This is a genomic window from Bradyrhizobium erythrophlei (assembly GCF_900129425.1).
In the GTDB taxonomy this organism is placed as follows: domain Bacteria; phylum Pseudomonadota; class Alphaproteobacteria; order Rhizobiales; family Xanthobacteraceae; genus Bradyrhizobium; species Bradyrhizobium erythrophlei_C.
This window is the reverse complement of record NZ_LT670817.1, coordinates 36,452-58,964: the sequence shown is the minus strand read 5'-3', so window position 1 is coordinate 58,964 and position 22,513 is coordinate 36,452. Positions and strand designations below refer to the sequence as shown.

19 protein-coding genes are annotated in these 22,513 nt (G+C 62.4%); 10 read left to right on the top strand and 9 right to left on the bottom strand.

Going from position 1 to position 22,513, the window contains the following annotated elements; all coding sequences use genetic code 11:
* The first annotated feature begins 125 nt into the window (after positions 1-125).
* The 5 genes from recQ to B5527_RS00285 all read left to right on the top strand — a co-directional run bounded on the left by recQ (position 126) and on the right by B5527_RS00285 (position 7,713).
* Complete coding sequence (gene recQ / locus B5527_RS00300; RefSeq protein ID WP_079599518.1) at positions 126-1,994, top strand: DNA helicase RecQ; 1,869 nt, start codon at positions 126-128, stop codon at positions 1,992-1,994.
* 84 nt (positions 1,995-2,078) lie between these two features.
* Positions 2,079-4,142, top strand: coding sequence for an ATP-dependent helicase (locus B5527_RS00295; protein ID WP_079599517.1), 2,064 nt, complete (start codon positions 2,079-2,081; stop codon positions 4,140-4,142).
* Positions 4,133-4,279, top strand: a complete 147-nt coding sequence (locus tag B5527_RS43205; RefSeq protein ID WP_154071910.1) for a hypothetical protein — start codon at positions 4,133-4,135, stop codon at positions 4,277-4,279. Before B5527_RS00295 ends, B5527_RS43205 begins: the two co-directional genes overlap by 10 nt.
* A 29-nt stretch (positions 4,280-4,308) precedes the next feature.
* The gene (locus B5527_RS00290) at positions 4,309-6,789 is read left to right on the top strand and encodes a hypothetical protein (RefSeq protein WP_079599516.1); all 2,481 of its coding nucleotides are present in this window, start codon (positions 4,309-4,311) and stop codon (positions 6,787-6,789) included.
* 480 nt (positions 6,790-7,269) lie between these two features.
* The gene (locus B5527_RS00285) at positions 7,270-7,713 is read left to right on the top strand and encodes a MaoC family dehydratase (protein WP_079599515.1); all 444 of its coding nucleotides are present in this window, start codon (positions 7,270-7,272) and stop codon (positions 7,711-7,713) included.
* A gap of 151 nt (positions 7,714-7,864) precedes the next feature.
* On the opposite strand, the gene B5527_RS00280 is transcribed toward B5527_RS00285, so the two are convergent.
* A complete protein-coding gene (locus B5527_RS00280) occupies positions 7,865-8,773 on the bottom strand; it encodes a LysR family transcriptional regulator (protein WP_079599514.1) in 909 nt (302 codons plus the stop codon).
* A 106-nt stretch (positions 8,774-8,879) separates the two neighbouring features.
* Here B5527_RS00280 and B5527_RS00275 point away from each other — a divergent pair, with 106 nt between their 5' ends.
* Positions 8,880-9,629 carry a sulfite exporter TauE/SafE family protein gene (locus B5527_RS00275; RefSeq protein ID WP_079599513.1) on the top strand — a complete coding sequence of 250 codons (750 nt, stop codon included), beginning with the start codon at positions 8,880-8,882 and terminating at the stop codon, positions 9,627-9,629.
* A gap of 24 nt (positions 9,630-9,653) precedes the next feature.
* On the opposite strand, the gene B5527_RS45130 is transcribed toward B5527_RS00275, so the two are convergent.
* Positions 9,654-9,848, bottom strand: a complete 195-nt coding sequence (locus B5527_RS45130) for a DUF1214 domain-containing protein (RefSeq protein ID WP_338065144.1) — start codon at positions 9,846-9,848, stop codon at positions 9,654-9,656.
* A 148-nt stretch (positions 9,849-9,996) separates the two neighbouring features.
* Between B5527_RS45130 and B5527_RS00265 the strand changes: the two genes are divergently transcribed.
* Positions 9,997-10,503: a hypothetical protein gene (locus B5527_RS00265; protein WP_079599511.1), complete on the top strand. Its 507-nt coding sequence runs from the start codon at positions 9,997-9,999 to the stop codon at positions 10,501-10,503.
* Between the two features lie 813 nt (positions 10,504-11,316).
* On the opposite strand, the gene B5527_RS00260 is transcribed toward B5527_RS00265, so the two are convergent.
* Positions 11,317-12,201: a VOC family protein gene (locus B5527_RS00260; protein WP_079599510.1), complete on the bottom strand. Its 885-nt coding sequence runs from the start codon at positions 12,199-12,201 to the stop codon at positions 11,317-11,319.
* 500 nt (positions 12,202-12,701) lie between these two features.
* On the opposite strand from B5527_RS00260, the gene B5527_RS43200 reads away from it, so the two are divergent.
* The 3 genes from B5527_RS43200 to B5527_RS00245 all read left to right on the top strand — a co-directional run bounded on the left by B5527_RS43200 (position 12,702) and on the right by B5527_RS00245 (position 15,143).
* The gene (locus B5527_RS43200; RefSeq protein ID WP_154071908.1) at positions 12,702-12,950 is read left to right on the top strand and encodes a hypothetical protein; all 249 of its coding nucleotides are present in this window, start codon (positions 12,702-12,704) and stop codon (positions 12,948-12,950) included.
* A 550-nt stretch (positions 12,951-13,500) separates the two neighbouring features.
* A complete protein-coding gene (locus B5527_RS00250) occupies positions 13,501-14,772 on the top strand; it encodes an MFS transporter (protein WP_197689324.1) in 1,272 nt (423 codons plus the stop codon).
* A gap of 71 nt (positions 14,773-14,843) precedes the next feature.
* A complete protein-coding gene (locus B5527_RS00245) occupies positions 14,844-15,143 on the top strand; it encodes a hypothetical protein (RefSeq protein ID WP_079606942.1) in 300 nt (99 codons plus the stop codon).
* 213 nt (positions 15,144-15,356) lie between these two features.
* Here B5527_RS00245 and B5527_RS00240 read toward each other — a convergent pair whose 3' ends face one another.
* The 6 genes from B5527_RS00240 to B5527_RS00215 form a co-directional block, all read right to left on the bottom strand.
* Complete coding sequence (locus B5527_RS00240) at positions 15,357-17,699, bottom strand: Tex family protein (RefSeq protein WP_079599507.1); 2,343 nt, start codon at positions 17,697-17,699, stop codon at positions 15,357-15,359.
* A 281-nt stretch (positions 17,700-17,980) separates the two neighbouring features.
* On the bottom strand, positions 17,981-18,703 hold the full coding sequence (locus tag B5527_RS00235; RefSeq protein WP_079599506.1) for an ABC transporter ATP-binding protein: 723 nt from the start codon (positions 18,701-18,703) through the stop codon (positions 17,981-17,983).
* Positions 18,700-19,461 carry an ABC transporter ATP-binding protein gene (locus B5527_RS00230; protein ID WP_079599505.1) on the bottom strand — a complete coding sequence of 254 codons (762 nt, stop codon included), beginning with the start codon at positions 19,459-19,461 and terminating at the stop codon, positions 18,700-18,702. The genes B5527_RS00235 and B5527_RS00230 overlap by 4 nt, the downstream gene beginning before the upstream one ends.
* The gene (locus B5527_RS00225) at positions 19,454-20,413 is read right to left on the bottom strand and encodes a branched-chain amino acid ABC transporter permease (RefSeq protein WP_079599504.1); all 960 of its coding nucleotides are present in this window, start codon (positions 20,411-20,413) and stop codon (positions 19,454-19,456) included. Before B5527_RS00225 ends, B5527_RS00230 begins: the two co-directional genes overlap by 8 nt.
* The gene (locus B5527_RS00220; RefSeq protein ID WP_079599503.1) at positions 20,413-21,285 is read right to left on the bottom strand and encodes a branched-chain amino acid ABC transporter permease; all 873 of its coding nucleotides are present in this window, start codon (positions 21,283-21,285) and stop codon (positions 20,413-20,415) included. The genes B5527_RS00225 and B5527_RS00220 overlap by 1 nt, the downstream gene beginning before the upstream one ends.
* 73 nt (positions 21,286-21,358) lie before the next feature.
* Positions 21,359-22,492, bottom strand: coding sequence for an ABC transporter substrate-binding protein (locus B5527_RS00215; RefSeq protein ID WP_079599502.1), 1,134 nt, complete (start codon positions 22,490-22,492; stop codon positions 21,359-21,361).
* Between the last annotated feature and the right edge of the window lie 21 nt (positions 22,493-22,513).

Sequence of the window (22,513 nt, the reverse complement as noted above, 5' to 3'; positions counted from 1 at the left end):
CAGGGCCGTCGGTGGGGCGTTTGCACCGGCAAACTCGCGCTTTTGGCGGCTTCCGACGATTATTTGCCCGAAGCCGACGTGAAAGCGAATATATGTGACCGCCCGAATCGGAAAACTAAACCCGCATGCCCGTTCCCGCCGTCCGCAACCCCGAAACCGGCATCGCTCCGAACGCGCTTGCCGTTCTGAATTCGGTGTTCGGCCTGCCCGGCTTTCGCGGCGCGCAGGAAGAGATCGTCAGCCATGTCGTGGGCGGCGGCAATTGCCTTGTGCTGATGCCGACCGGCGGCGGCAAGTCGCTGTGCTACCAGTTGCCAGCGCTGTTGCGCGAGGGCTGCGGCATCGTGGTCTCGCCGCTGATCGCGCTGATGCGTGACCAGGTCGCGGGCCTGCTCGAGGCCGGCGTCAAGGCGGCGGTCCTGAATTCCACATTGTCCTTCGATGAAGCCTCCGCGGTTGAGGCGCGACTCCTCGCCGGCGATCTTGACCTGCTCTATGTCGCCCCGGAGCGGCTGCTGACGCCGCGCTGTCTTGCGCTGCTCGGCCGCGCCAGGATCGCGCTGTTTGCGATCGACGAGGCGCATTGCGTGTCGCAATGGGGGCACGACTTTCGTCCGGAATATATCGGCCTGTCGGTGATATCGGAGCGCTTTCCCGACGTGCCGCGCATCGCGCTGACCGCCACGGCCGATGATCTCACCCGCCGCGAGATCGTCGATCGCCTCGGGCTTTCCGGCGCGCCGAGCTTTGTCGCGAGCTTCGATCGCCCGAACATCAGGTATGAAATCGTCGACAAGCAGAACGCGCCGGCGCAGCTCAAGGCTTTCATCAGCGAGCGCCACGCCGGCGACGCCGGCATCGTGTATTGTCTTTCGCGCGCCAAGGTCGAAGATACCGCCGCAGCACTGACCAGGGCCGGCGTCGAGGCGCTGCCCTATCACGCCGGCCTTGACGCCCGTCTGCGCGCCCGCAACCAGGACCGCTTCATCAACGAGGACGGTATCGTGATCGTCGCCACCGTCGCGTTCGGCATGGGCATCGACAAGCCGGACGTGCGCTTCGTGGCGCATCTCGATCTGCCGAAAAGCATCGAGGCCTATTATCAGGAGACCGGACGCGCCGGCCGCGACGGCAAGCCGTCCAGCGCCTGGATGGCCTATGGCCTGTCTGACATCGTGCAGCAACGCCGCATGATCGATGAGTCCACCGGCGCCGACGCGTTCAAGCGGGTCTCGATCGCCAAGCTGGAGGCGCTCGTCGCACTGGCCGAAACCGCGCACTGCCGCCGCACCCGCCTGCTCGGATATTTCGGCGAGACGCCCGCCGCCAGCAAATGCGGCAATTGCGACAACTGCCTGTCGCCGCCGCTGGTGCGCGACGGCAAGGTCATCGCGCAAAAGCTGCTGTCCTGCGCCTATCGCACCGGCCAGCGTTTCGGCGCGATGCACCTGATCGATGTTCTGGTCGGCCGCATGACCGACCGCGTCAAGCAGTTCGGGCATGACAAGTTGTCCGTGTTCGGCATCGGCGCCGAACTCAACGAAAAGCAGTGGCGTGCCGCGCTGCGCCAGCTGGTGGCGATGGGCCATCTTCGGGCCGACGGTGAAGCCTTTGGCGCGTTGAAGCTGACCGAGACCGCGCGCGGCGTGTTGAAAGGCGAGACCGAGGTGATGCTGCGCGAGCAGGCCGCCGGCACCCGCATTCGCGCCACACGGGTCAAATCGAGGCGCGGCGATCTTGCGCAGCCGCCGGCCGGCCGGGGTGAAACCGGCAGTCCAACGCTGCTGGCGGCGCTCAGGGCGTGGCGTTCGCAAGTTGCGCGCCAGCGCGGCGTGCCGGCCTATGTGGTGCTGCACGATTCCACGATCGACGGCATCGCGACCGTGCGTCCGGCAACGCTGGCCCAACTTCGCGGCATTCCCGGCATCGGCGACAAGAAGCTGGAACATTACGGCGACGAGCTGATCGCGCTGGTGAAGGCCGAGCAGGGCTGAGCGCTCGGCCACCCCGCCGCAATCATTGTGCGCTAGGCGGGAATCACGGAGGGTGATCTTTCATCCCAAGGGACGAATCACTCCGTGGCAGCGGCAGCTAGTTACCTCGAAAGCCTCAATCCGGAACAACGGCGGGCCGTCGAGCATGGCGCCGCGGGGCCGGGCCCGTTTGCGCCGCTATTGGTGATCGCCGGGGCGGGTTCCGGCAAGACCAATACGCTGGCCCACCGCGTCGCCCATCTGATGGTCAACGGCGCTGACCCCCGGCGCATCCTGCTGATGACGTTTTCGCGCCGCGCGGCATCCGAAATGGCAAAGCGCGTCGAGCGGATCGCCCGCAAGGTGATGGGCGATAATGCCCGCGTGATGACGGACGCTCTGGCCTGGGCCGGCACCTTCCATGGCATCGGCGCACGGCTGTTGCACGACTATGCCGACCAGATCGGACTAGACCCTGGCTTCACGATCCACGACCGCGAGGATTCCGCCGACCTGATCAACCTGATCCGGCACGACATGGGATTTTCCAAAACCGAGAGTCGCTTCCCCACCAAGGGCACCTGCCTTGCGATCTACTCGCGCTGCGTCAACGCCGAGACCGCGATCGAGCAGGTGCTTGGATCGTCATTTCCGTGGTGCGCCGGATGGGCCGCCGAGCTGAAGGAGCTGTTCGCCGGATATGTCGAGGCCAAGCAAAAGCAGAACGTTCTCGATTACGACGACCTGCTGCTGTACTGGGCGCAGACCATGAGCGATCCGGCGCTGGCAAGCGATATCGGCGGCCGTTTCGACCATGTGCTGGTCGACGAATATCAGGACACCAACCGCCTGCAGTCCTCGATCCTGCTGGCGCTCAAGCCCGGCGGTCACGGCCTCACCGTGGTCGGCGACGACGCGCAGTCGATCTATTCGTTCCGCGCCGCCACCGTGCGCAACATCCTCGATTTCCCGAGCCAGTTCTCGCCGCCGGCCGATATCATCACGCTCGACCGCAACTATCGCTCGACCCAGACCATCCTCGCCGCCGCCAACGGCGTGATCGATCTCGCCAAGGAGCGCTTCACCAAGAACCTGTGGACCGACCGGGCATCGGGCTCCAAGCCCCGGCTGGTCACCGTGCGCGACGAAGCCGACCAGGCCCGCTGCATCGTCGAACGCATTCTCGAAAACCGGGAATCCGGCACGCTGTTGAAGCAGCAGGCCGTGCTGTTCCGGACCTCCAGCCACAGCGGCCCGCTGGAAGTCGAACTGACCCGCCGCAACATTCCCTTTGTCAAATTCGGCGGACTCAAGTTCCTGGATGCCGCCCACATCAAGGACATGCTGGCGCTGCTGCGCTTCGTCGAAAATCCGCGTGACCGCGTCGCCGGTTTCCGGCTGATGCATCTGATCCCGGGAGTCGGCCCGGCCTCGGCGCAACGCGTGCTCGACCACATGGCCGGCGGCGCCGATCCGATCGCAGCGCTCGCGCAAGTGCCGGCCCCGCCGCGCGCCGGCGAAGATTGGAGAGCGTTCGTCGGTGCGGTGGCGGACCTCCGTCATTCCAATTGGCCGGCCGACCTCGAACGCGCGCGGCTGTGGTACGAGCCGCATCTGGATCGCATCCACGAGGATTCGGAAACCCGCCGTGCCGACCTGATCCAGCTCGAACAGATCGCCAGCGGCTATCCCTCGCGCGAGCGCTTCCTCACCGAGCTGACGCTCGATCCGCCCGATGCGACCAGCGACCAGGCCGGCGTGCCGCTGCTCGATGAGGACTATCTGATCCTGTCGACCATCCACTCCGCCAAGGGCCAGGAATGGAAATCGGTGTTCGTGTTGAACGTGGTCGACGGCTGCATGCCGTCCGATCTCGGCGCCGGCACGTCCGCCGAACTCGAGGAAGAACGCCGGCTGCTCTACGTCGCCATGACCCGCGCCAGGGACGATCTGCATCTGATCGTGCCGCAGCGTTTCTTCACCCATGGCCAGCACGCCAAGGGCGACCGCCACGTCTATGCGTCACGGACGCGGTTCATTCCGGATCGTTTGCTCGGCCTATTCGAAAAGACGGTTTGGCCGCTCGCGGTCGTCGGTGCGGCCGCGCGCGCCGCGAGCCAGGGGCCGCGCATCGACGTCGGGGCGCGGATGCGCGGGATGTGGCGCTGATCCGGAACGGCAACGGCCGCTCGCGCGACCGGCTTTTTTCACGTAGCCTGCACTTGCCGGAGATGACACCAACCGGCGCCCGCCGCTGGCGCGGAAAAATGCAAGTTCTGGTTGAAATGATCGCGCCTGCTTTGTAACCTCGAAGGGTGCATGGGGGACGCCTGCGATGAGCACGGACGGGGATCTCTCGACAATCCCGCGACCGGATCGAGACCATGATCCTGCGCGCTCCCGGCCGGCGCGACGCCGCAACTATATCCGCCAATTTGCGGCGCGATGCTGGGATTGCATCCTGCGATTCGCACTCGTGCTGTGGATCGCCCGCGTGCCGCTCGCGACCACTGCGCTGGGACTATTGTTCCTTGGCCTGGTGCCGCAAGCCCAGGACGTTTTCGTCGAATTTGCCGGCGCGCCCACCTGGTGGATGTTTTTCTTCCTGTTTGTCTTGTTCGCGGGGTGGGCGATGCCCACGCATTACGCGGCGCGGATGCTGCTCGATACCGATACGAGATTTCAGGAATTTCTGGCGGGAGAGACGGCGTTGAATCGGGCGGCATGCCTGGAACGTTCGTCAAAGTGGGTGCCGCGGGCACTGGGCTTGCTGACCTTCGTCGCGGTGTTGATCGCGATCTGCCGTTCATACCTGAACCTGCCCGATCTGGACCAGAAGGAAGTCATCGCAGCGGTCGACCGGTCGCTCATGGAAATGACGGTGCTCGTCGTGGTTGGCGCCGCGGTATTCCTGCTTTATGTGATCAGGCGGTCGCGCAGCGCTGACCTGCCGGTCCTGCGATCGATCAAGCGCATCAACAGGCGGTTGGCGCCGTTGTGGCGCATGATATCGCCCGGCCTTATGGACGTGCGCGGCTCGGACGACGAAGCCAGTCGCGACGTGGGCCGGTTCATTCTCCTGGCGATTTTCGTCATTTTCCTCGGCATTTTCGGCTTCGGCGCGGACACCGCGGGGCAACTGTTTCCACGCGCCATGGCCGTTCCATTCATCCTTGGCGGCTGGGTGCCGTTCCTGTCGAATGTTTCCGGGTTCGGCCGGCAATTCCGCGCGCCGCTGATCCTTATCCTTTTCCTGGCGATTTCCGGGCTCGTCGTTCTGATCGGCGACAACCATACGGTACGCCGCGTCGTCGCCGCCGGCACGGTCGGACATGCCGTCGACGTCAGTCCGATACGGCTCGACGCCGCGGTAGCGACGTGGATGCACGAAAACGGGTGCGACGGGGCACCCGCGACCTGTCCCCGGCCGATCATCATCGCCGCGGCCGGTGGGGCGAGCCGTGCCGCCTTCTTCATGTCGACCATCATCGGTTACTTCATGCAGGAGGCGGCCACCCATGGCCTCGACCCCAACCAGGTGCGTAACCGGCTGTTCGCCATTTCCAGCGTTTCGGGGGGCGCCGCAGGCGCGGTCATGGTCACCGCGGCGCTCGCCGCCAAGAACGACAGCAACGATCATCCCTGCATTCAAAAGCCGGTCGATCTGTGGTGGGGTGACACGGTCAACAACTGGCGCGACTGTTTCGAGGCGCTGACCAGCGGCGACTTCTTGACGTCCGGTTTCTTCGGCTTTGCCTTCAACGACATGCTGCCGTTCGGCTTTTTTCGGGACCGGGCCGCCGTCCTTGAGGACACCTGGGACAATCGCTTCCAGGCGGTCGTCACGCGCGCCGATCAGCCCGCCTCGCTGCCGTCATGCAAGGGCCTGAACTGTCCATTTCTCACCCTGCGGCCGCGGCCGGGGCATTGGATTCCCCTGCTGGTTCTCAATGGAACATCGGAAGCCACCGGCAGCCGCATTATCACAACGGCCTTGGCGATGACCTATTCCCCGAAGGGAGAATGCCCAACCGCGGATGTCGCGTCCGACTGTCCGCTGTTTGTTCAGGCGGACCGTTTTCATGATCTCCTGACAACCAAGGTAGGATCGGACGCCTGGTTTGGCTGGGTGGGGGGATTCGAGCGTTATTTGCTGCGCGATGCCGGCGGCGATGATATCCGTTTGAGCACGGCGGCGCTTAACTCGGCGCGCTTCCCGCTGATTTCGCCGCCCGGTGCGGTTCGCAATCAGGATCAGGCGATCGTCGATCGCATCGTCGACGGCGGATATTTCGAAAATTACGGAGCGCTGGGAGCGAAGGAACTCGCGCTGGCCGTGCACGCGGCGCAGCCGCAATTGGCGCCGTTCGTCATCGTCATCTCCAACGATCCCAACGATCTGCTCGATTCCAGCGATGATTCACCGAATGCCAAAACGCAACCGCCGGCCCAACTCGGCGACCGCGTTGAAAAAGCACGCGCGAAGGTCAATACCACTGAATGGCTGACCGATATCTCCGCACCGGTAACGACGATTGCCAACGCGCGCTCCGCGCACGGCATTTTGGGCGTCGACCAATTGCACAGCACGCTGCGTGACGCCATTCCGGGGTGTGACGAGCTGCTGATCAAAGTCCGGGTCTGGCCGCAATACGGCAAGGAGCTCTCGATGAGCTGGTGGGAATCGGCGCCGATTCAGCGCCAGCTGCACCGGCAAACCGAAGGCACCAATGACCAAAATCAAAATGGCACTCACCTCGACGCCATTTGGGCGCTCATGAAAACGACGTCGAGTTGCGCCGCGACCAAGCCATGAGAGACGCGCCAGAACCCATTATGAGTGGGGCTGCCCTGGGAATCGTCTTCACAAGGCGCGAGCCGTTCTGTTCCTGAGGATAGAGCGCCTTCCAGTTCGGTGGCATCATCCTTCGAGACGCATCGCTTCGCGATGCTCCTCAGGATGAGGTCTGAGACCCTCATGGTGAGGAGCGCGGCAACGCCGCGCGTCTCGAACCATCGGGCCCGTTGAGTGCCTGATTGTGGTTCGATACAACTGGAAAGCGCTTTAGTATCTCGTCGGCCGGTCTTCATCGGTGCCGGACGGAGAACCCGCGCCTGCTGCCGGTGTTCGGCAGGCCTCATCAGCGCAACAATTGGCCGGTACGGTGCGCGGCAGGTCGCCGGTCGCCGCGCGGGGTCAGAGCCTCTCGATCAGGTTCACTCGAACTCGCACTTGCCCGGCGAACCTGGTATCTGACATGTCTCCGTTGCAATGTGGGTTTGAATCGAGGGCACCATGATTGAGTGGTTCGATGACCTGACGTTGGGAATGCGTTTCAAGAGCGGTGAGGTTTCGGTCACCAGGGAAGACATCAAGCGGTTCGCGGCCGAATTCGATCCGCAACCGTTCCATTTGGACGAAGCCGCCGCCGAAAAGACCGTCTTCAAGGGGCTTGCCGCATCAGGATGGCACACGGCCGCCATCGCGATGCGCCTTGCCGTTCAGGTTCGGCCGTTCGGGCCGCATCCGCTTCTGGGACTTGGCGTCGATGATCTGCGCTGGATGATGCCGGTGCGGCCCGGCGACGTCATCCACATCGAAGGCGAAGTGGTTGAACTGATTCCGTCGCGGACCAAACCGCAAGGCATCGCGCGGGTCAAATGGACCGCCTACAATCAACGCGGCGAAGCGGTTTACACGTTCACCCCCATCGGCATCGTGCCCCGCCGTCCCGCCTAGGGCGTGAACCGACAAATCCAAAGTGGCTGGCGAACTTCCGCTTTGATAGGCATTCCGGAATCAAATCGGACATCGCGTGAGAAGTGCGAATGGCAGACTTTTCGACTAACACGCGCTTGCAGCCGAAGTTGTTTCGATGCGGCTTCGCAAATTACGCATCTGTTTTGGCTGTACCGGCCAGGTGCTCGACCAATCGGCGTGTATGTGCTGGCAGCGCCTCCTTGCGGCGTACACAAACGATCAATTGCCGCACTGCCCATGTATCCGTGAGTCGAAGCGTACGGAGTGCCATGGTTCGCCGACAGCGCGTAGCGGCCGTTTCCGGCACGACGGCAATCCCCACACGAGCCTCCACCATGCGACAAACGGTATCCAGTCCTCGTACCCGAATTCGCGGTTTCAGAGATCTGCCAAGACGCGTTGACTGCCATGCGAGATGCTCGGCAAGCGCACTGCCGGCCACGAGGCCGACAAACTCCTCATCGAGCAGGTCAACGAATGCTATGCTGCGCCGCCCCGCCAACGCGTGGCCGCGCGGCACGATGACGACGAGCCTGTCAATGCGGAAGGGGAAGGTCTCCAGTCCCTCGACGCCAGCCGAGTCGGCGGACACCAGCACGCCGATGTCGGCGTGGCCCTGCGCTACGGCCGGAGCTATCTCGTAGCTGAGGCGTTCCTCCAGTGAGATATCGACGCCGGGATTGGTTGCAAGCCAGCCGGCGAGAACATCCGGCAAGTATTCTTCCAGCGCAGTGGTATTTGATATCAACCTGATGTGTCCCCGCACGCCTCCGCGCGCATGCTCGCGCAGATCGCCGCGCAGTCGTTCCATTTGTGCCAAAACGAGCTGAGAGTGGCGAAACAACGCATGACCGGCGGGCGTCGGACGCACGCCGCGACGATGTCGCTCCAGCAAAGCCGTTCCGAGCATCTCCTCCATCCCTTTCATGCGTGCGCTTGCCGACGGGAGAGAGATGCCTGCGCGCGAAGCGCCAACTGTAATGCTGCCCTCCTCCACTACGGCGGCGAACAGGCGCAAATCGGTAAGATCAAAATGCACGGCGCAACTCCTCGACGAGTTACCATTCTGCCTATGTTGCAGCCGAAGCCAGGGTTATGAAAATCCCTCATTGCGCCTTTTGGAGGCGACAGACAACTCTGTCGGTATGTCGAACCCAATCGTCTATCTTGTCGTCGTTGCCGCCGCATTCTTGCTCGCGGGATTAGTCAAAGGCGTCACTGGCCTTGCCCTGCCGACGGTCGGAGTAGGTCTGCTGAGTTTGGCAGTGCCTCCTGCCCACGCCGCAGCTCTTATCGTAGTGCCAGCGTTGATAACAAACGTCTGGCAAATGATGAGCGGGCCTGGCCTTGGGAGCCTGGTGCGACGGCTTTGGCCGATGCAGTTGGCGATATGTCTTGGGACCTGGGCCAGCGCGAGTCTGATAGCCGGTTCGGAGACCGCATTCGCATCGGCCGCCCTTGGCATCGCGCTGATAGCTTACGCCGCTTTTGGGTTGATGAATGTGCGCGTCCCACATGTGCCGGCTTGGGCCGAGTGGTGGCTGGGCACTTTTGTCGGAGGCGCAACAGGATTCATCAGCGCCGCTACCGGCGTGTTTGTAATACCCGCAGTGCCATACCTTCAGGCGTTAAGCTTCGAGCGCGAACAGTTCATGCAGGCGCTCGGCCTCTGTTTCACTGTCTCCACCATCGCACTTGCCTGGTCATTGGCCAGCGCCGGGACACTTAATCTCGGCACCGGCTTATATTCGCTCCTCGCCCTCGTCCCCGCTCTGGCCGGAATGATTGCAGGGCAACACTTGCTGCGCGTCATGCGTCCCGAGACATTTCGGCGCTGGTTCTTTTCAGGATTGGCCGTTCTTGGGGCGCACTTGGCCATCGGAGTTCTTTGGTGAGCAGCGCAAGACGAACCACCGAACTCAGGCGACGGGCGGCTCGCGGATGAATGCGCCGGTCTCCGCATCGTAGACGTCAACCGCCCAGAACTGACCAGCGGGAGCATTCGCGGGCAGTCGCGGGTGATACGTGTTGCTGCCATTCAGCCGCTCCCGTTTGTCGGTCACGTACGTCTTGATGTGGAGTTGAGGTGGCGGCGGAACGACGGGACAGAGCATCGCCGCTTTGGGTCCCGGATTCGGACGTCGCGGCGTGCGTCGGGTCTCCTCCATTAACCCTGTCGGCAAACACCGCGCACGCCGCCGCCAAGTTGCCTCATTAGATCGGAGAATTTCATCAGCACGAATCCTAGTCGGGGGGAACATCATGCTGAGAATGGTGTTGTTGGGCCTCCTCATCCCAGTGGGTGTGGGAGCACTGGCGGCAATGGAACTCAGAACTCCACGGCCTGCTGCAGTACCTGCTGCTGTAACAGTCGTTCAGCCCCTTGGCGAGACAACCGAAGGCATTTCCGATTCACATGGTGCTTTGCCGAAGGCTGATCGACTTGAAGTTACCTATGCGAAAAGCGAGACGCCAACGCAGCCTGACCCGGTCGACGAACGCATTTCTCCATCGGAAGCTGCCACTATCGGCTTCGCGGAGGCCCTGCAGATTATCAAGCCCCATCGGCACGATCCCGAACCAAAGCACGATCCCAAACCAAAGAAAGTCACTACCGCCGCCCTTCCCAAGCCGAAGCCAAAGACTACCAATATCAGGCGAGCTGCTATTCCCGATCGTTCAAAGACCGCCGGCGGCACCGAGCCCTGTCGGCTAAGCGCGTTTGGCGGCTTGCGTAAGGCTTTGAATTCAACCGACTGCGAAATCTAATTCAGTGAGCCGCAATCCTTCTCGGAGCGGCTTCGATTGCTCTAACCTGATGTTATCGCCAGAACTTGGTGAGTAAGCCCGACCTCAGGCTCGCTTCCAACCGGCGCGGCCAATGTCCGCTTCGCGCGGCCCCATAACCGGACTTATGCACTGCAGCAATAATTCTCGACGACCCCTACCGCAACGCGGGGGATCGCCGTTGGCATCTTTGGCGCGCCGGAAAGTTTAGCGCTCTCCCAACTTCTGCATTGCAAGTGTGATATCTATCGCATGCACTCTCAGATTGTTTGGGATGACCTCAAATTGTTTGGGATGATGCAGTCATAAAGTTTGGGAGGAAATAGCCATGAAAGCCTCGCTACTCTTGGTTGCAAGTCTTCTCGCCGTCACCGTCGTATCGATTGCATCCGCCAATGCCGACTGGCGACAAACGTCCCCCACCTCGCCCGAAAGATGCAATGTCGGAGTTTGGCCAGCTCTTTCGCCAACGTGCAGAAACTTGGCCAACTACAAAACCTACACCGAGTGCGTGGAGGGCGGACTCAAGCATGGTTCGAGAAGTGCTGATATGAATTGGTTTTGCTCCAGCCTGGGGTTCAAAAACTGACCATTTCGCGTCAACCATGCGCGGAGGCCGCCTCGGTTTGGCGGCCTCTTTTGTTTGCAGGTTTTGCGGGGCGTAAATTGCGAAGATTCGAAACCAGCCCGTGCACGATGAGTCGAGCCCTTCCCGAAACCCATCATGACAAAGCGTGGGCAAGCCGCGCCGCCGTCCCCCAGGCCGGCGCAGGAAGACTTGGCGGCCGACCTGTTTCAACGGCCGCTCCTACCTCTGGGCTTGACCCCGAGCAGCCGGCCGCGAGAGGAGATGTCGCCCCACTTGGCCGACCAGCCTACTTGCGGGTCAGATTGCGGATCATCGGCCTGGCCAGTGTTCGTCCGCTTTCCCTGCAGCGCAAACACGGCGCCTTGCGAGTCGATGCAGTGGGCAATCGAGATGTCGGCCCACAACTCGATCGGCCCTCGCGTGATCTGCCCGCCCTCCGCCCTCACCCGGCCCATGGCAAGGTCGAGATCGGCGACTTCAAAATAGTAAAGCCAGAACGGGACTGGCGCGCTGACGATTTTGTTGAACATACCGCCCATCGTCCATTCACCGGCGGCGAAGAGCTGATAGGACTCTATTGGCGTAGTCATGGGCTCCGCCTTCCGCCAACCCAACAGGCTGCCGTAGAACTCGAACGCCGCTTTTGCGTCGGCGGCGAGTAGTTCATGCCAGCCGACGCGGCCAAGCCCGCCTGGCTCTGCAGCGGGGTTGCCATATTTCAATCCCTTGATCAGGGCGAGCGACGCAGTCTGCGGATCGGCGACCACCGCGAGCCGGCCGACGTTGCTGTCCATCGGCGGCACGTACACCGTGCCGCCAAGACGCCTGAGCTGATCGACGACCCCGTCCAGATCCTCGACCGCGACATAGCCCATCCATCGCGGCGTCGCCCCCTCCTTCCGCCCGTCGAGCGGCAGCTCCATAAGTCCCGCGACAGGCGTCCCGCCGACGCTGAAAAGCCGGTAGGCAAATTCGGGGGTGGAGGCGTCCTGCACGTCCCAGCCCACCACCTTGCTGTAAAAGGACTGCGCCGCCGACACGTCTGTCGTCAGCAACTCGTACCAGGCGAATACGGCGGATTGCTCAACCATTCAGATTGCTCCGACCGCACCCATGCGGCAGTGCATCATACGGTGCGCGCCCGCCTTGAATGCGATCGTGATCATGACGGGAGCGGCGCGTTGTTCATCAACATGAACGGGAACTGGGCATGTAGCAACGAGTTGTGAACTCGTTCCAGCTTGCGGTGGAGCATGAGCCAAACGTAAAATCTTCGGGTTTGAAACTGAACACTGGCATGGAGGATGCTACATGTCCCGGGTGAAGCGTGTTTCGAAGCGGAAGCGTCTGAACAAAGCCGCTGGTGTGCCGGCTCTAGGTGCCGCCGGACTGAGTCTTTCGCTGGTGGGAAGCGCATCCGCATCGGCTCCTGCGACTGCGGACGATCCGCAATTTCTGAACACCATACCCAATCAACGGTTCGTTCTTAGCGAAGAGGAAATAGCCGACGTAAGTCTTGCTACATTCTACCTCTTCGACAAGGAAAACGGCACCGCCGGCTTCACGCAGGTAGCGCGCGGCTGCGGCGGCTGTGGCGGCTGCGGTCATGGTGGTGGATGTGGCGGTGGAGCTCGCGGTTGCGGCGGGGGATGTCGCGGTGGTATCGGCGTCGGCTGCCGCGGTTGCGGTGGCGGCTGTGGCTGCAGAGGCTGCGGTTGCGGCGGTTGCGGCGGTTGCGGCGGTTGCGGCGTCGGCTGGGGTTTGGGCGTTTGGGGCGGCTGCGGTTTCGGAGGCTGCTGCCTATCGTGGGGCGGCTGCCGTATTTGTTGAGTCGATGTAATTTTTAGCGCATTGGCGGAAGAAAGAAGCTGCTGTTGGCGGGTCGACAAACGACCCGCCGAATTGTTCGCGCCACAGTCCCTTCGCGACTTGTCCGCACCCGGGATCCGCGACCCGCAAGCAGACGTACCCGACCTATCTTTGCTTCGACGCGCTTGTGCCAGACGCGCCTGAGGCAGCGAAAAACTTCCCGCGGGACGCTCTTCCCGCGGGACGTTCTTGAGGTGCAGGCCTTCCTGACTGCTGCCGGTCCAAATCAGCGCATCCGGACTGTGCCGGCCGTAGGAACGGAAGTGCCGTTGTGGATTCCAGGATCGGAGCGGATCCGCCGATCGGCGTGGAGGCCAGCGACGCGCCAATCGGACGGTCGCGGCCGACCCAGAACGGGCCAGGCCTCGCCTTCCGGTTAATCGATCCCCTCCTCAGGCCGGGCACCCCGGCATTTGATGGGTCAAGGTAACCTTCAATTCATTTGCCCTCGCCCCAAAGCGAACTATTGATCCCCCCGGATATCGAATCAAAGCCTCCCACAATTCAGGACAGAGACAGAGATAATGGCGATTGCAGCCTTGTCCGGCTGGACCAGCCAACAGAAACACGTCGTAGCGGCAAGCTTTCTGGGATGGTCACTGGACGCCTTCGACTTTTTCCTTCTGGTGTTCGTACTCAAGGACATTGCAGCAGAGTTTCATACCGACATCTCGATTGTTACCGTCGCCATCCTCCTGACGTTGGCGATGCGTCCGGTCGGAGCCTTCATTTTCGGCCGGGCCGCCGACCGCTGGGGGCGCCGCCCGACCCTGATGGTCAACATCCTCTTGTATTCGATTCTCGAATTCGCATCGGGTTTTGCGCCGAGCCTGACCGTTCTGATCGTTCTGCGTGCCCTGTATGGCGTCGCGATGGGCGGCGAATGGGGCGTCGGTGCTTCGCTCACCATGGAAACGATCCCGCCCCACGCCCGTGGCTTTGTCTCCGGGCTGCTTCAATCGGGATATCCCACGGGTTATTTTCTGGCGTCGATCGTCTATGGCGTGCTGTTCCCGTACATCGGATGGCGCGGAATGTTCATGGTCGGCGTCATTCCCGCCCTGCTCGTTCTCTACATCCGCCGCAATGTGCCGGAGTCGCCGAGCTGGAATAGGGAGGCCGCCGTCGAGAAGGGCGGCACGCTGGCGGTGCTGAAATCGCACTGGCGCCTGGGCCTCTACGCCGTGGTCCTGATGACCGCGTTCAACTTTTTCAGCCATGGTACGCAGGATCTCTACCCGACGTTTCTGCAGGTGGAGCACAAGCTGTCTCCGCACGCCGTCGGCATCATCGCGGTCATTTACAACATCGGCGCCATCTGCGGCGGCATTCTGTTCGGTACGCTGTCGGAGCGTTTCGGCAGGCGGCGATGCATTATCGTCTCGGCGCTGCTTTCCCTGCCGGTGATCCCGCTCTGGGCATTTTCGAACAGTCCCGCTTTGCTCGCGATCGGCGCCTTCCTGATGCAGTTCACGGTACAGGGTGCCTGGGGCATCGTCCCCGTCCATCTGAACGAATTGTCACCCGACACCGCAAGAGGGACGTTTCCCGGCGTCGTATATCAGTTGGGCAACTTGTTTGCGTCCGTGAACGCGACGCTTCAGGCCGCTATCGCCTCGCACTTCGGCGGCAATTATGGTCTCGCCCTCGCTGTCGTGGCCGGGTCCGTCGCGGTCGTCATCGCGCTGCTGACGGCGGTTGGCACCGAAGCCAAAGGGATCGTCTTCGGCAAAGCGAACCCGGCTACATCACAGCCGCCCCGGGAGAAAATGGTGCGTTCGCCGGCCGCATAATTGCAAAGCCGCTTCAGCAATTGCATAGTCGATTATATGGAATGTTCCGATGGCAGTTGAGGAAACCAACAATGGCGGAAGCCGATCTGGATGTCGTAATTCGGCACCTTGCGAAGCAACAAAATAAAGACCTCATGGCCGCCGCAAAGAGCCGGCGCGACCGATACAACGCTCTCGCTGCCAAGGCAAAGGACAAGGAGACCAGGGAAAAATACAAGCAGATCTCCAAAAATACCATGGCGCAGGGAGTTGCCGCCGCCAGAAGGTTGCAAACTTCCGCCGATAACGCCGCGGACAGTTACGCCAGGTCCATGCGAAACGCGGCGGAGGCCCACGCCGCCAAAAAGGCGGTCAAGAAGACCAAGGCCTGAAGTGTTCTCCAGTGTGGTGCATCATCCTTCGAGACGCGCGCGACGCAGCGGAAATTTTACCTCTCCCATAGGGAGAGGTCGGCGCGTAGCGCCGGGTGAGGGGTTACGGTCTATCGTTGATGCAGCGCCCCCTCACCCGATTTGCTACGCAAATCGACCTCTCCCCGCTGGGGAGAGGTGAAGGACACCGATTCAAATTAAAACCATCTTGCTCTAAGCCTTGGTCTTGCCGTTGCCGTTTTTCTCGCCGGCGCGGCGCAAGGCTTCGGCGAGCGCTCCGCCGCCGGACTCCGGTTGCGGCTTGCGCGGCGCCGGTGACGCCGTCGAACCGCGGGATTTAACCTTTGGCACGCCTTGTGCCGGGCGCTCGCTCTTGCCACCGACCTCGTCGTCGAGACGCAGCGTCAGCGCGATGCGCTTGCGGGCGACCTCGACCTCCAGCACCTTCACCTTGACGATGTCGCCCGACTTCACCACCTCGCGCGGATCCTTGATGAAGGTTTTCGACATCGCCGAGATGTGCACCAGCCCGTCCTGGTGCACGCCGATATCGACGAAGGCGCCGAAAGCCGCGACGTTGGTGACTGTACCTTCCAGGATCATGCCGCGCTTGAGATCCTTCAGCGTCTCGACACCCTCCTTGAACACGGCGGCCTTGAAGGCCGGGCGCGGATCGCGGCCGGGCTTTTCCAGCTCGCGCAGAATGTCGGTCACGGTCGGCAAACCGAAGGTGTCATCGACGAAACTCTGCGGCTTGACCTGGCGCAGGATCTCCGCGTTGCCGATCAGCGCCTTGATGTCGCTTTTGGTCGCGGCAAGAATCTTGCGCACGATCGGATAGGCCTCCGGATGGACGCCGGAGGCATCGAGCGGATCGTCGCCGCCGGTGATGCGCAGGAAGCCGGCGCACTGCTCGAACGCCTTCGGCCCAAGCCGCGGCACCTGCTTCAGCGCCTTGCGCGACTTGAACGGACCGTTGGCGTCGCGGTGCTCGACGATGCTTTGCGCCAGCCCGCTGCCGATCCCCGATACCCGCGCCAGCAGCGGCGCCGAGGCGGTGTTGGCATCGACTCCGACCGCGTTGACGCAATCCTCCACCACCGCGTCGAGCGAGCGCGCCAGTTTGCTCTCGCCAAGGTCATGCTGATATTGGCCGACGCCGATCGCCTTCGGATCGATCTTGACCAGTTCGGCCAGCGGATCCTGCAGCCGACGGGCGATCGACACCGCGCCGCGCAAGGTGACGTCGAGTTCGGGCAATTCCTCGGACGCAAAGGCCGACGCCGAATAGACCGAAGCGCCGGCTTCCGACACCACGATCTTCGACATCTTCAGGTCCGGCAGCAGCTTCACCAGATCCATGGCGAGCTTGTCGGTTTCGCGCGACGCCGTGCCGTTGCCGATCGCAATCAAATCGACGCCATGCTGCACGGCGAGCTTACCGAGCGTCGCCAGAGCTTCATCCCAGCGCCGCGCCGGCTCGTGCGGATAGATCGTGGCGGTGGCGACCACCTTGCCGGTGGCGTCGACGACGGCGACCTTGACGCCGGAGCGGAAACCGGGATCGAGGCCCATGGTGACGCGCGCGCCGGCCGGCGCCGCCAGCAACAGGTCGCGCAGATTCGACGCGAACACGCGCACCGCCTCCTGCTCGGCCGCGGTCCACAGCCGCATCCGCAAATCGATATTGAGATGGACCTGGATCTTGGTGCGCCAGGCCCAGCGCGCGGTTTCCGTCAGCCATTTGTCGCCGGGGCGCCCCTGATCGGAAATCGCGAAGCGCTGCATGATCTTCAGTTCATAGGAGCTGACCGGGGCCGGCGTGGCGGCGACCCGCTCGGGCAGCATCTGCAGGTCGAGGATCTCTTCCTTCTCGCCGCGGAACATGGCGAGGATGCGGTGCGACGGCAGTTTGGTGAACGGCTCGCTGAAGTCGAAATAGTCCTTGAACTTCTCGCCTTCGGTTTTCTTGCCGTAGCGCACGGTGGAAGCCATCAGGCCGTTCGACCATAATTGCTCGCGCAGCGCGCCGATCAGGTCGGCGTCTTCGGCGAAGCGCTCGACCAGGATGGCGCGGGCGCCGTCGAGCGCGGCTGCCGCGTCGGCCACCTGTTTGTCGGCATTGATGAACGGTGCGGCCGCGGCCTGCGGATCGTTTTCCGGCTGCGTCAGCAACAGGTCGGCCAGCGGCTCCAGCCCCGCTTCCTTCGCGATCTCGGCCTTGGTACGGCGTTTCGGCTTGAACGGCAGATAGATGTCTTCCAGACGGCCCTTGCTGTCGGCCGCCAGAATGGCCGCTTCGAGCGCGGCGTCGAGCTTGCCCTGTTCGCGGACGGAATTGAGGATCGCGACGCGGCGTTCTTCCAGTTCGCGCAGGTAATTAAGACGCTCCTCCAGCGTGCGCAACTGCGCATCGTCGAGCGCGCCGGTGATTTCCTTGCGGTAACGCGCAACGAACGGAACCGTGGCGCCGCCGTCGAGCAGCGCCACCGTCGCCTCGACCTGTTGTTCGCGAACGCCGAGTTCTTCCGCGATCTGCCGATTGATGTTTGCCAAGCGCAATCTTTCTCAAGCCGCCACGGCGACTGAATCGCCGGCCGCGGGGCGACGGTTATGGACCATGGCCGATTGGTTCATCAACCCTCGGCGCCAAACAAATTGATCTGTGGATGGTCTCGGTTCGCCTTCGAGGCGATCCGTTTTTGTACGGAACAGCTCGCAGGCCTCACGCGAGGCGATAAGGCCGGATCGGCGCTGGAACCCGTGGAAGAATGCTCCGTCCCGCAGCGCTCACGTCAATCTGCGGACTCGATTTTCCGAGCGCCAAAAGCGCTGCGTTAGCCGCCGAGATAGGCGCGCAGCAGATCCGGATTCTTGAGCAGTCCCGCGGCGCTGTCCTCGGCAACGATCCGCCCCGTGGTAAACACATAAGCCCGGTTCGCGACCGAAAGCGCGTTGTGCACGTTCTGCTCGACCAGCACGATCGTGATGCCCTGATCTCGCAGCTGCCGCACCACCGCCAGCACTTCCTGCATGATCAGCGGACTGAGGCCCAGGCTCGGTTCGTCGAGCAGCAGGATGCGCGGCGCCGACATCAGCGCCCGGCCGATGGCGAGCATCTGCTGTTCGCCTCCGGAAAGGGTACCGGCCAATTGCAGGCTGCGCTCGCGCAACCGCGGAAACCGCTGCAACACTCCTTCCATCCGCCGCTTCACCTCGGAGCGATCGCTGCAGATATAAGCGCCGAGCGCGAGGTTTTCGTGCACGGTCAGTTCAGGCCAGATCCGGCGCTCCTCGGGGCAATGCGCGATGCCGCTTCGCACGATCATGTCCGGCCGGTGCCGGGTGATCGCGGCGCCATCCAGCAGAACTTCACCCGCCGAAGCCGTGATCAAGCCCGACATCACGCGCAGCGTCGTGCTCTTGCCGGCGCCATTGGCGCCGATCAGCGCAATGACCTCGCCGGGCTCGACCCTCAAGCTGACCCCGTGCAACGCGCGCACCTTGCCATAGGAGGCGTCCACGCCTCGCAATTCGAGAATGGGGTCGATGCTGCTCATGCTGCGGGTTTGCCGAGATAGGCTTCAATGACGTCGGTGTTATTGCGAATGTCGTCCGGCGTGCCTTCGGCGATTTTGCGCCCGAAGTTGAGGACGACGACGCGGTGGGAGATTTCCATCACCAGCGCCATATTGTGTTCGACCAGCAGGATGGCTTCGACGCCATTCCCGATCAGCGTCTTGAGCACGGCGCCGAGCCGGTTGGCTTCCTCGGTGTTCAGGCCCGCCGCCGGCTCATCCAGCATCAGCAGTTGCGGGCCGGCGCCGAGCGCGACGGCAAGTTCCAGCAGCCGCAGTTCGCCGCACGAAAGCGAATCGGCTTCCACGTTCATGCGATCGCCGAGGCCGACCTGTTCGACGATGGCCGCCGCCTCGTCGCGCAGCTGGCGCTCGCGTCCGCGCTGCGCGCGGCCCGGAAAGAGCGTGCGCAGCAGCGAAGTCTCGCCATGTCGATGACGGGCCGTCAGCACGTTACCGAATACGGTAAGACCCTTCAGCACATTGGTCTTCTGAAAAGTCCGTATCAGGCCGGTCTGTGCAATCGCGTAGGGCGCCTGCCCGGTAATGTCGTCGTTTCGATAAATCACCTTTCCTGCCGACGGCCGGAAGAAGCCGGTGATAAGATTGAGGCATGTCGTCTTGCCCGCTCCGTTGGGTCCGATCAGGCTGACGATCTCGCCGGCACCCACGCCGAAACTGATATCCGACAGCGCCAGCAACCCGCCGAACCGCTTCGAGACGTTGTCGATCTCAAGCATCGCGAGCGGCTCCGCGGCTGTACGTCTCGTATCGCCGGGTGATGAATCCCATGATGCCGCGCGGCAGGAACAACACCACGGCCATCACGGTCAGGCCGAAAATCGAAAAGCGCAGCTCCTTGAAATCGCGGAGGTACTCTTCCAGCAGCACGACAATGACGGCACCGACGACCGGACCAATCAGCGTCCCCTTGCCTCCGGCAAGCACCATGATGATCATGGAGATCATGAAGGAAAAGCCGAACACCTCCGGCCCGACAAAGGAGACATAATTGGCGTAGAAGCCACCGGCCAGCCCCGCGATGCCGGCCGCCAGCACGAACGTGACCAGCCCGAGATAGAACGGCGAAATGCCGATTGACTGGGCGACGAAACGATTCTCCCGAACCGCGACAGCGGCCCGGCCGATATTCGAATAGACAAAGCGATAGGACACGAACAGGGAGACGGCAGCCAGCAGAACGCCGACATAGTAATAGGCCATCTTCTGCTGCAGCGCGTCGCCGGCGATGGCCCATGCCGGCTTTTCGATGCCGGAAATTCCCATCGGGCCGTTGGTCAGGCCGATCCAGTTGTTGGCGACCAGCCGCAGCACCTCCGCGAAGCACAGCGTCACAATCACGAAGAACGGCCCGCGCAGCCGCAGCGTGATCGCTCCGATGACGAGCCCGAACAGCGCGGCCACAAATGGCGCGGCGAGTTCAGCGACATGGAAGGGCAGCGCGAGCCGGGTCGAGAGCAAAGCGACGGTATAGGCGCCGACACCAAGAAATGCGGTATGGCCGAGAGGGAATTCCCCGACATAGCCGACGATGAGATTGAAGCTCGTTGCCAGCATCACCGAAAACATGATGAGCACGCCGATATGCAAAGCGTATTGATTTTGGAACAATAGCGGCGCCACGAGTGCGGCCACCAGCATCGCTAGCAGAATATTGCGCTCGAATATCATCACGCGCGCTCGGCAGTCTTGCCGAACAGGCCGTAGGGACGCACCAGCAGCATCGCAATGACCAGCCCGAAGCCGATCGCATCCACATATCCGCTCGACATGTAACCGCCCCAGAAGGCCTCCGATATTCCGAGAATAAGCCCGCCGACAATGGCGCCCGCAAAACTCCCCATTCCGCCGAGGATGACGACCACGAACGCCTTCAGGCTGACGACATCACCGATGGTGGCCTGCGCGACATAGATCGAACTCAGCAGCATTCCGGCAGCACCGGCAAGCGCTGCCCCCAGCGCGAAGGTGAAGCCGTAGACATGGCTGGTGCGAATGCCGGCAAGCTGCGCGGCCGTGGAATCCTGGAACGTGGCGCGCATCGAGCGGCCGAGCCTGGTTCGTTGAATCAGGAGATGAGCGACGAGAATGACGGCGGCGGAAATCGCCACCAGCACCAGCCGCGACTGCGTGATGACGACGGGGCCGAAGAACAACGGCTTGTTCGCAAATGGAGAGACGACCTTTTGCGGCGCCGTGCCGACGATCAGCAGCGCGGTGTTGGTCAGGAAGATCGACAGGCCGATCGTCAGCAGGATGGTCGGTTCCTCGCCCTGCCCGCGCACCCGCGCCATCAGCAGCCGGTCGATCAGATAGCCGCCGACCGCGAGACAGACGATGACGACGGCCAGCGTCAGAAAGAAATTGAGCCCGACAAGGTCGGTCAAGGCCCATCCCAGTAGTCCACCCACCACGTAAAGCTCGCCATGAGCGAAATTCACCACGCGCATGAGGCCGAACACCAGCGTCAGGCCGAGGGCGGAGAGCGCATAGAATGTCCCTATGACCAAGCCATTGGCGAGGAGCTGAAGAAACAGATCCATCTTTCTCTCACAAAGTTCCGGTGTCGCGAAAGGAATAGGCGGAGGCGTCAGGCGCCGCCTCCGCAGAGCATTGTCAGCGTTCGATGGTCGTGCTGGCCGCCACGGTGGGAACACCCTTCAGCAGTTGAACCAGAACAACCGTGAAGCCGCTTGCCTGGCCCTTGCTGTCGAACTCGAAATGACCGTTCGGACCTTCATAGTTCGTCTTGCTGAGCGCATCGCGCAGCTTCTCGGGGTCTGTCGACCCGGCGCGGTTGATCGCATCGACCAGAATGTTGACCGCGTTGTAGCCGGCCGCCGAATATTTACCGGGGGCTTCGCCGTAACGCGCGGTATAGGCGGTGACGAACGCCTTGTTTTTCGGTGTCGTCATCGTCGAAGCATAGGGAACCGCGGCGTAAATGCCTTCGGATGAGTCGCCGGTCAGCTTGATGAAATCCGGCGTCGCCCAGGAGCCGACGCCGAACACCTTGATCGTCAAACCAAGCTCGGCCTTTTGCTTGACGAGGGTCGAGCCATCCTGGGTTTCAGCGGCGACGAAGACGCCGTCGGCTCCCGACGAGCGCAGCTTGGTCAGCAGCGTATAGAAGTCAGACGTGCCGTGCTCGAAATATTCCTTCATGACGGTAGTCGCGCCGAGCGCCGTCATCTGCTTCTCGAACTCCGCCACGCCGCCGCGGCCGAAGTCGTCGTTGACGCCGATATAGGCCACCTTGCGCAGCTTCAACTGGTCATAAAGGATCTTGGAGAAGGACTTGGCCAGCAAGGCGTCGGTCTCGGTCGCCCGGAAGAACCACGGATTGCCCTTCTCGGTCAGTTCCGCGCTGGAAGAGACGCCGGTGATCAGCGGCAGCTTGTAATTGGCGACGACCGGCATCACGGCCAGCGTCGAGGAACTGCAGAAGGCGCCGGAGATCGCGACAACCTTGTCGCGCTGAATGAGCTTTTCCGCCGCGTTGACCGAATTCGCCGGACGGCACTGTCCGTCCTCGATGACTAGCTCAACCTTTTTGCCGAGCACGCCGCCTTTGGCGTTGATTTCGTCAAGCGCCAGCTTGGAGCCATTGACGTCGGTCGTGCCGTTATAGGCCACAGATCCGGTCAGCGGCTGGATCAGGCCGATCTTGATGGCTTCCTCGGCGTTCGCGCCGGCTGCGATGAGGGATAAACCGAGGATGCCGATCGGCAAGCTTTTGCGTACTGTCATGACCTTCTCCTGCTTTCAGGT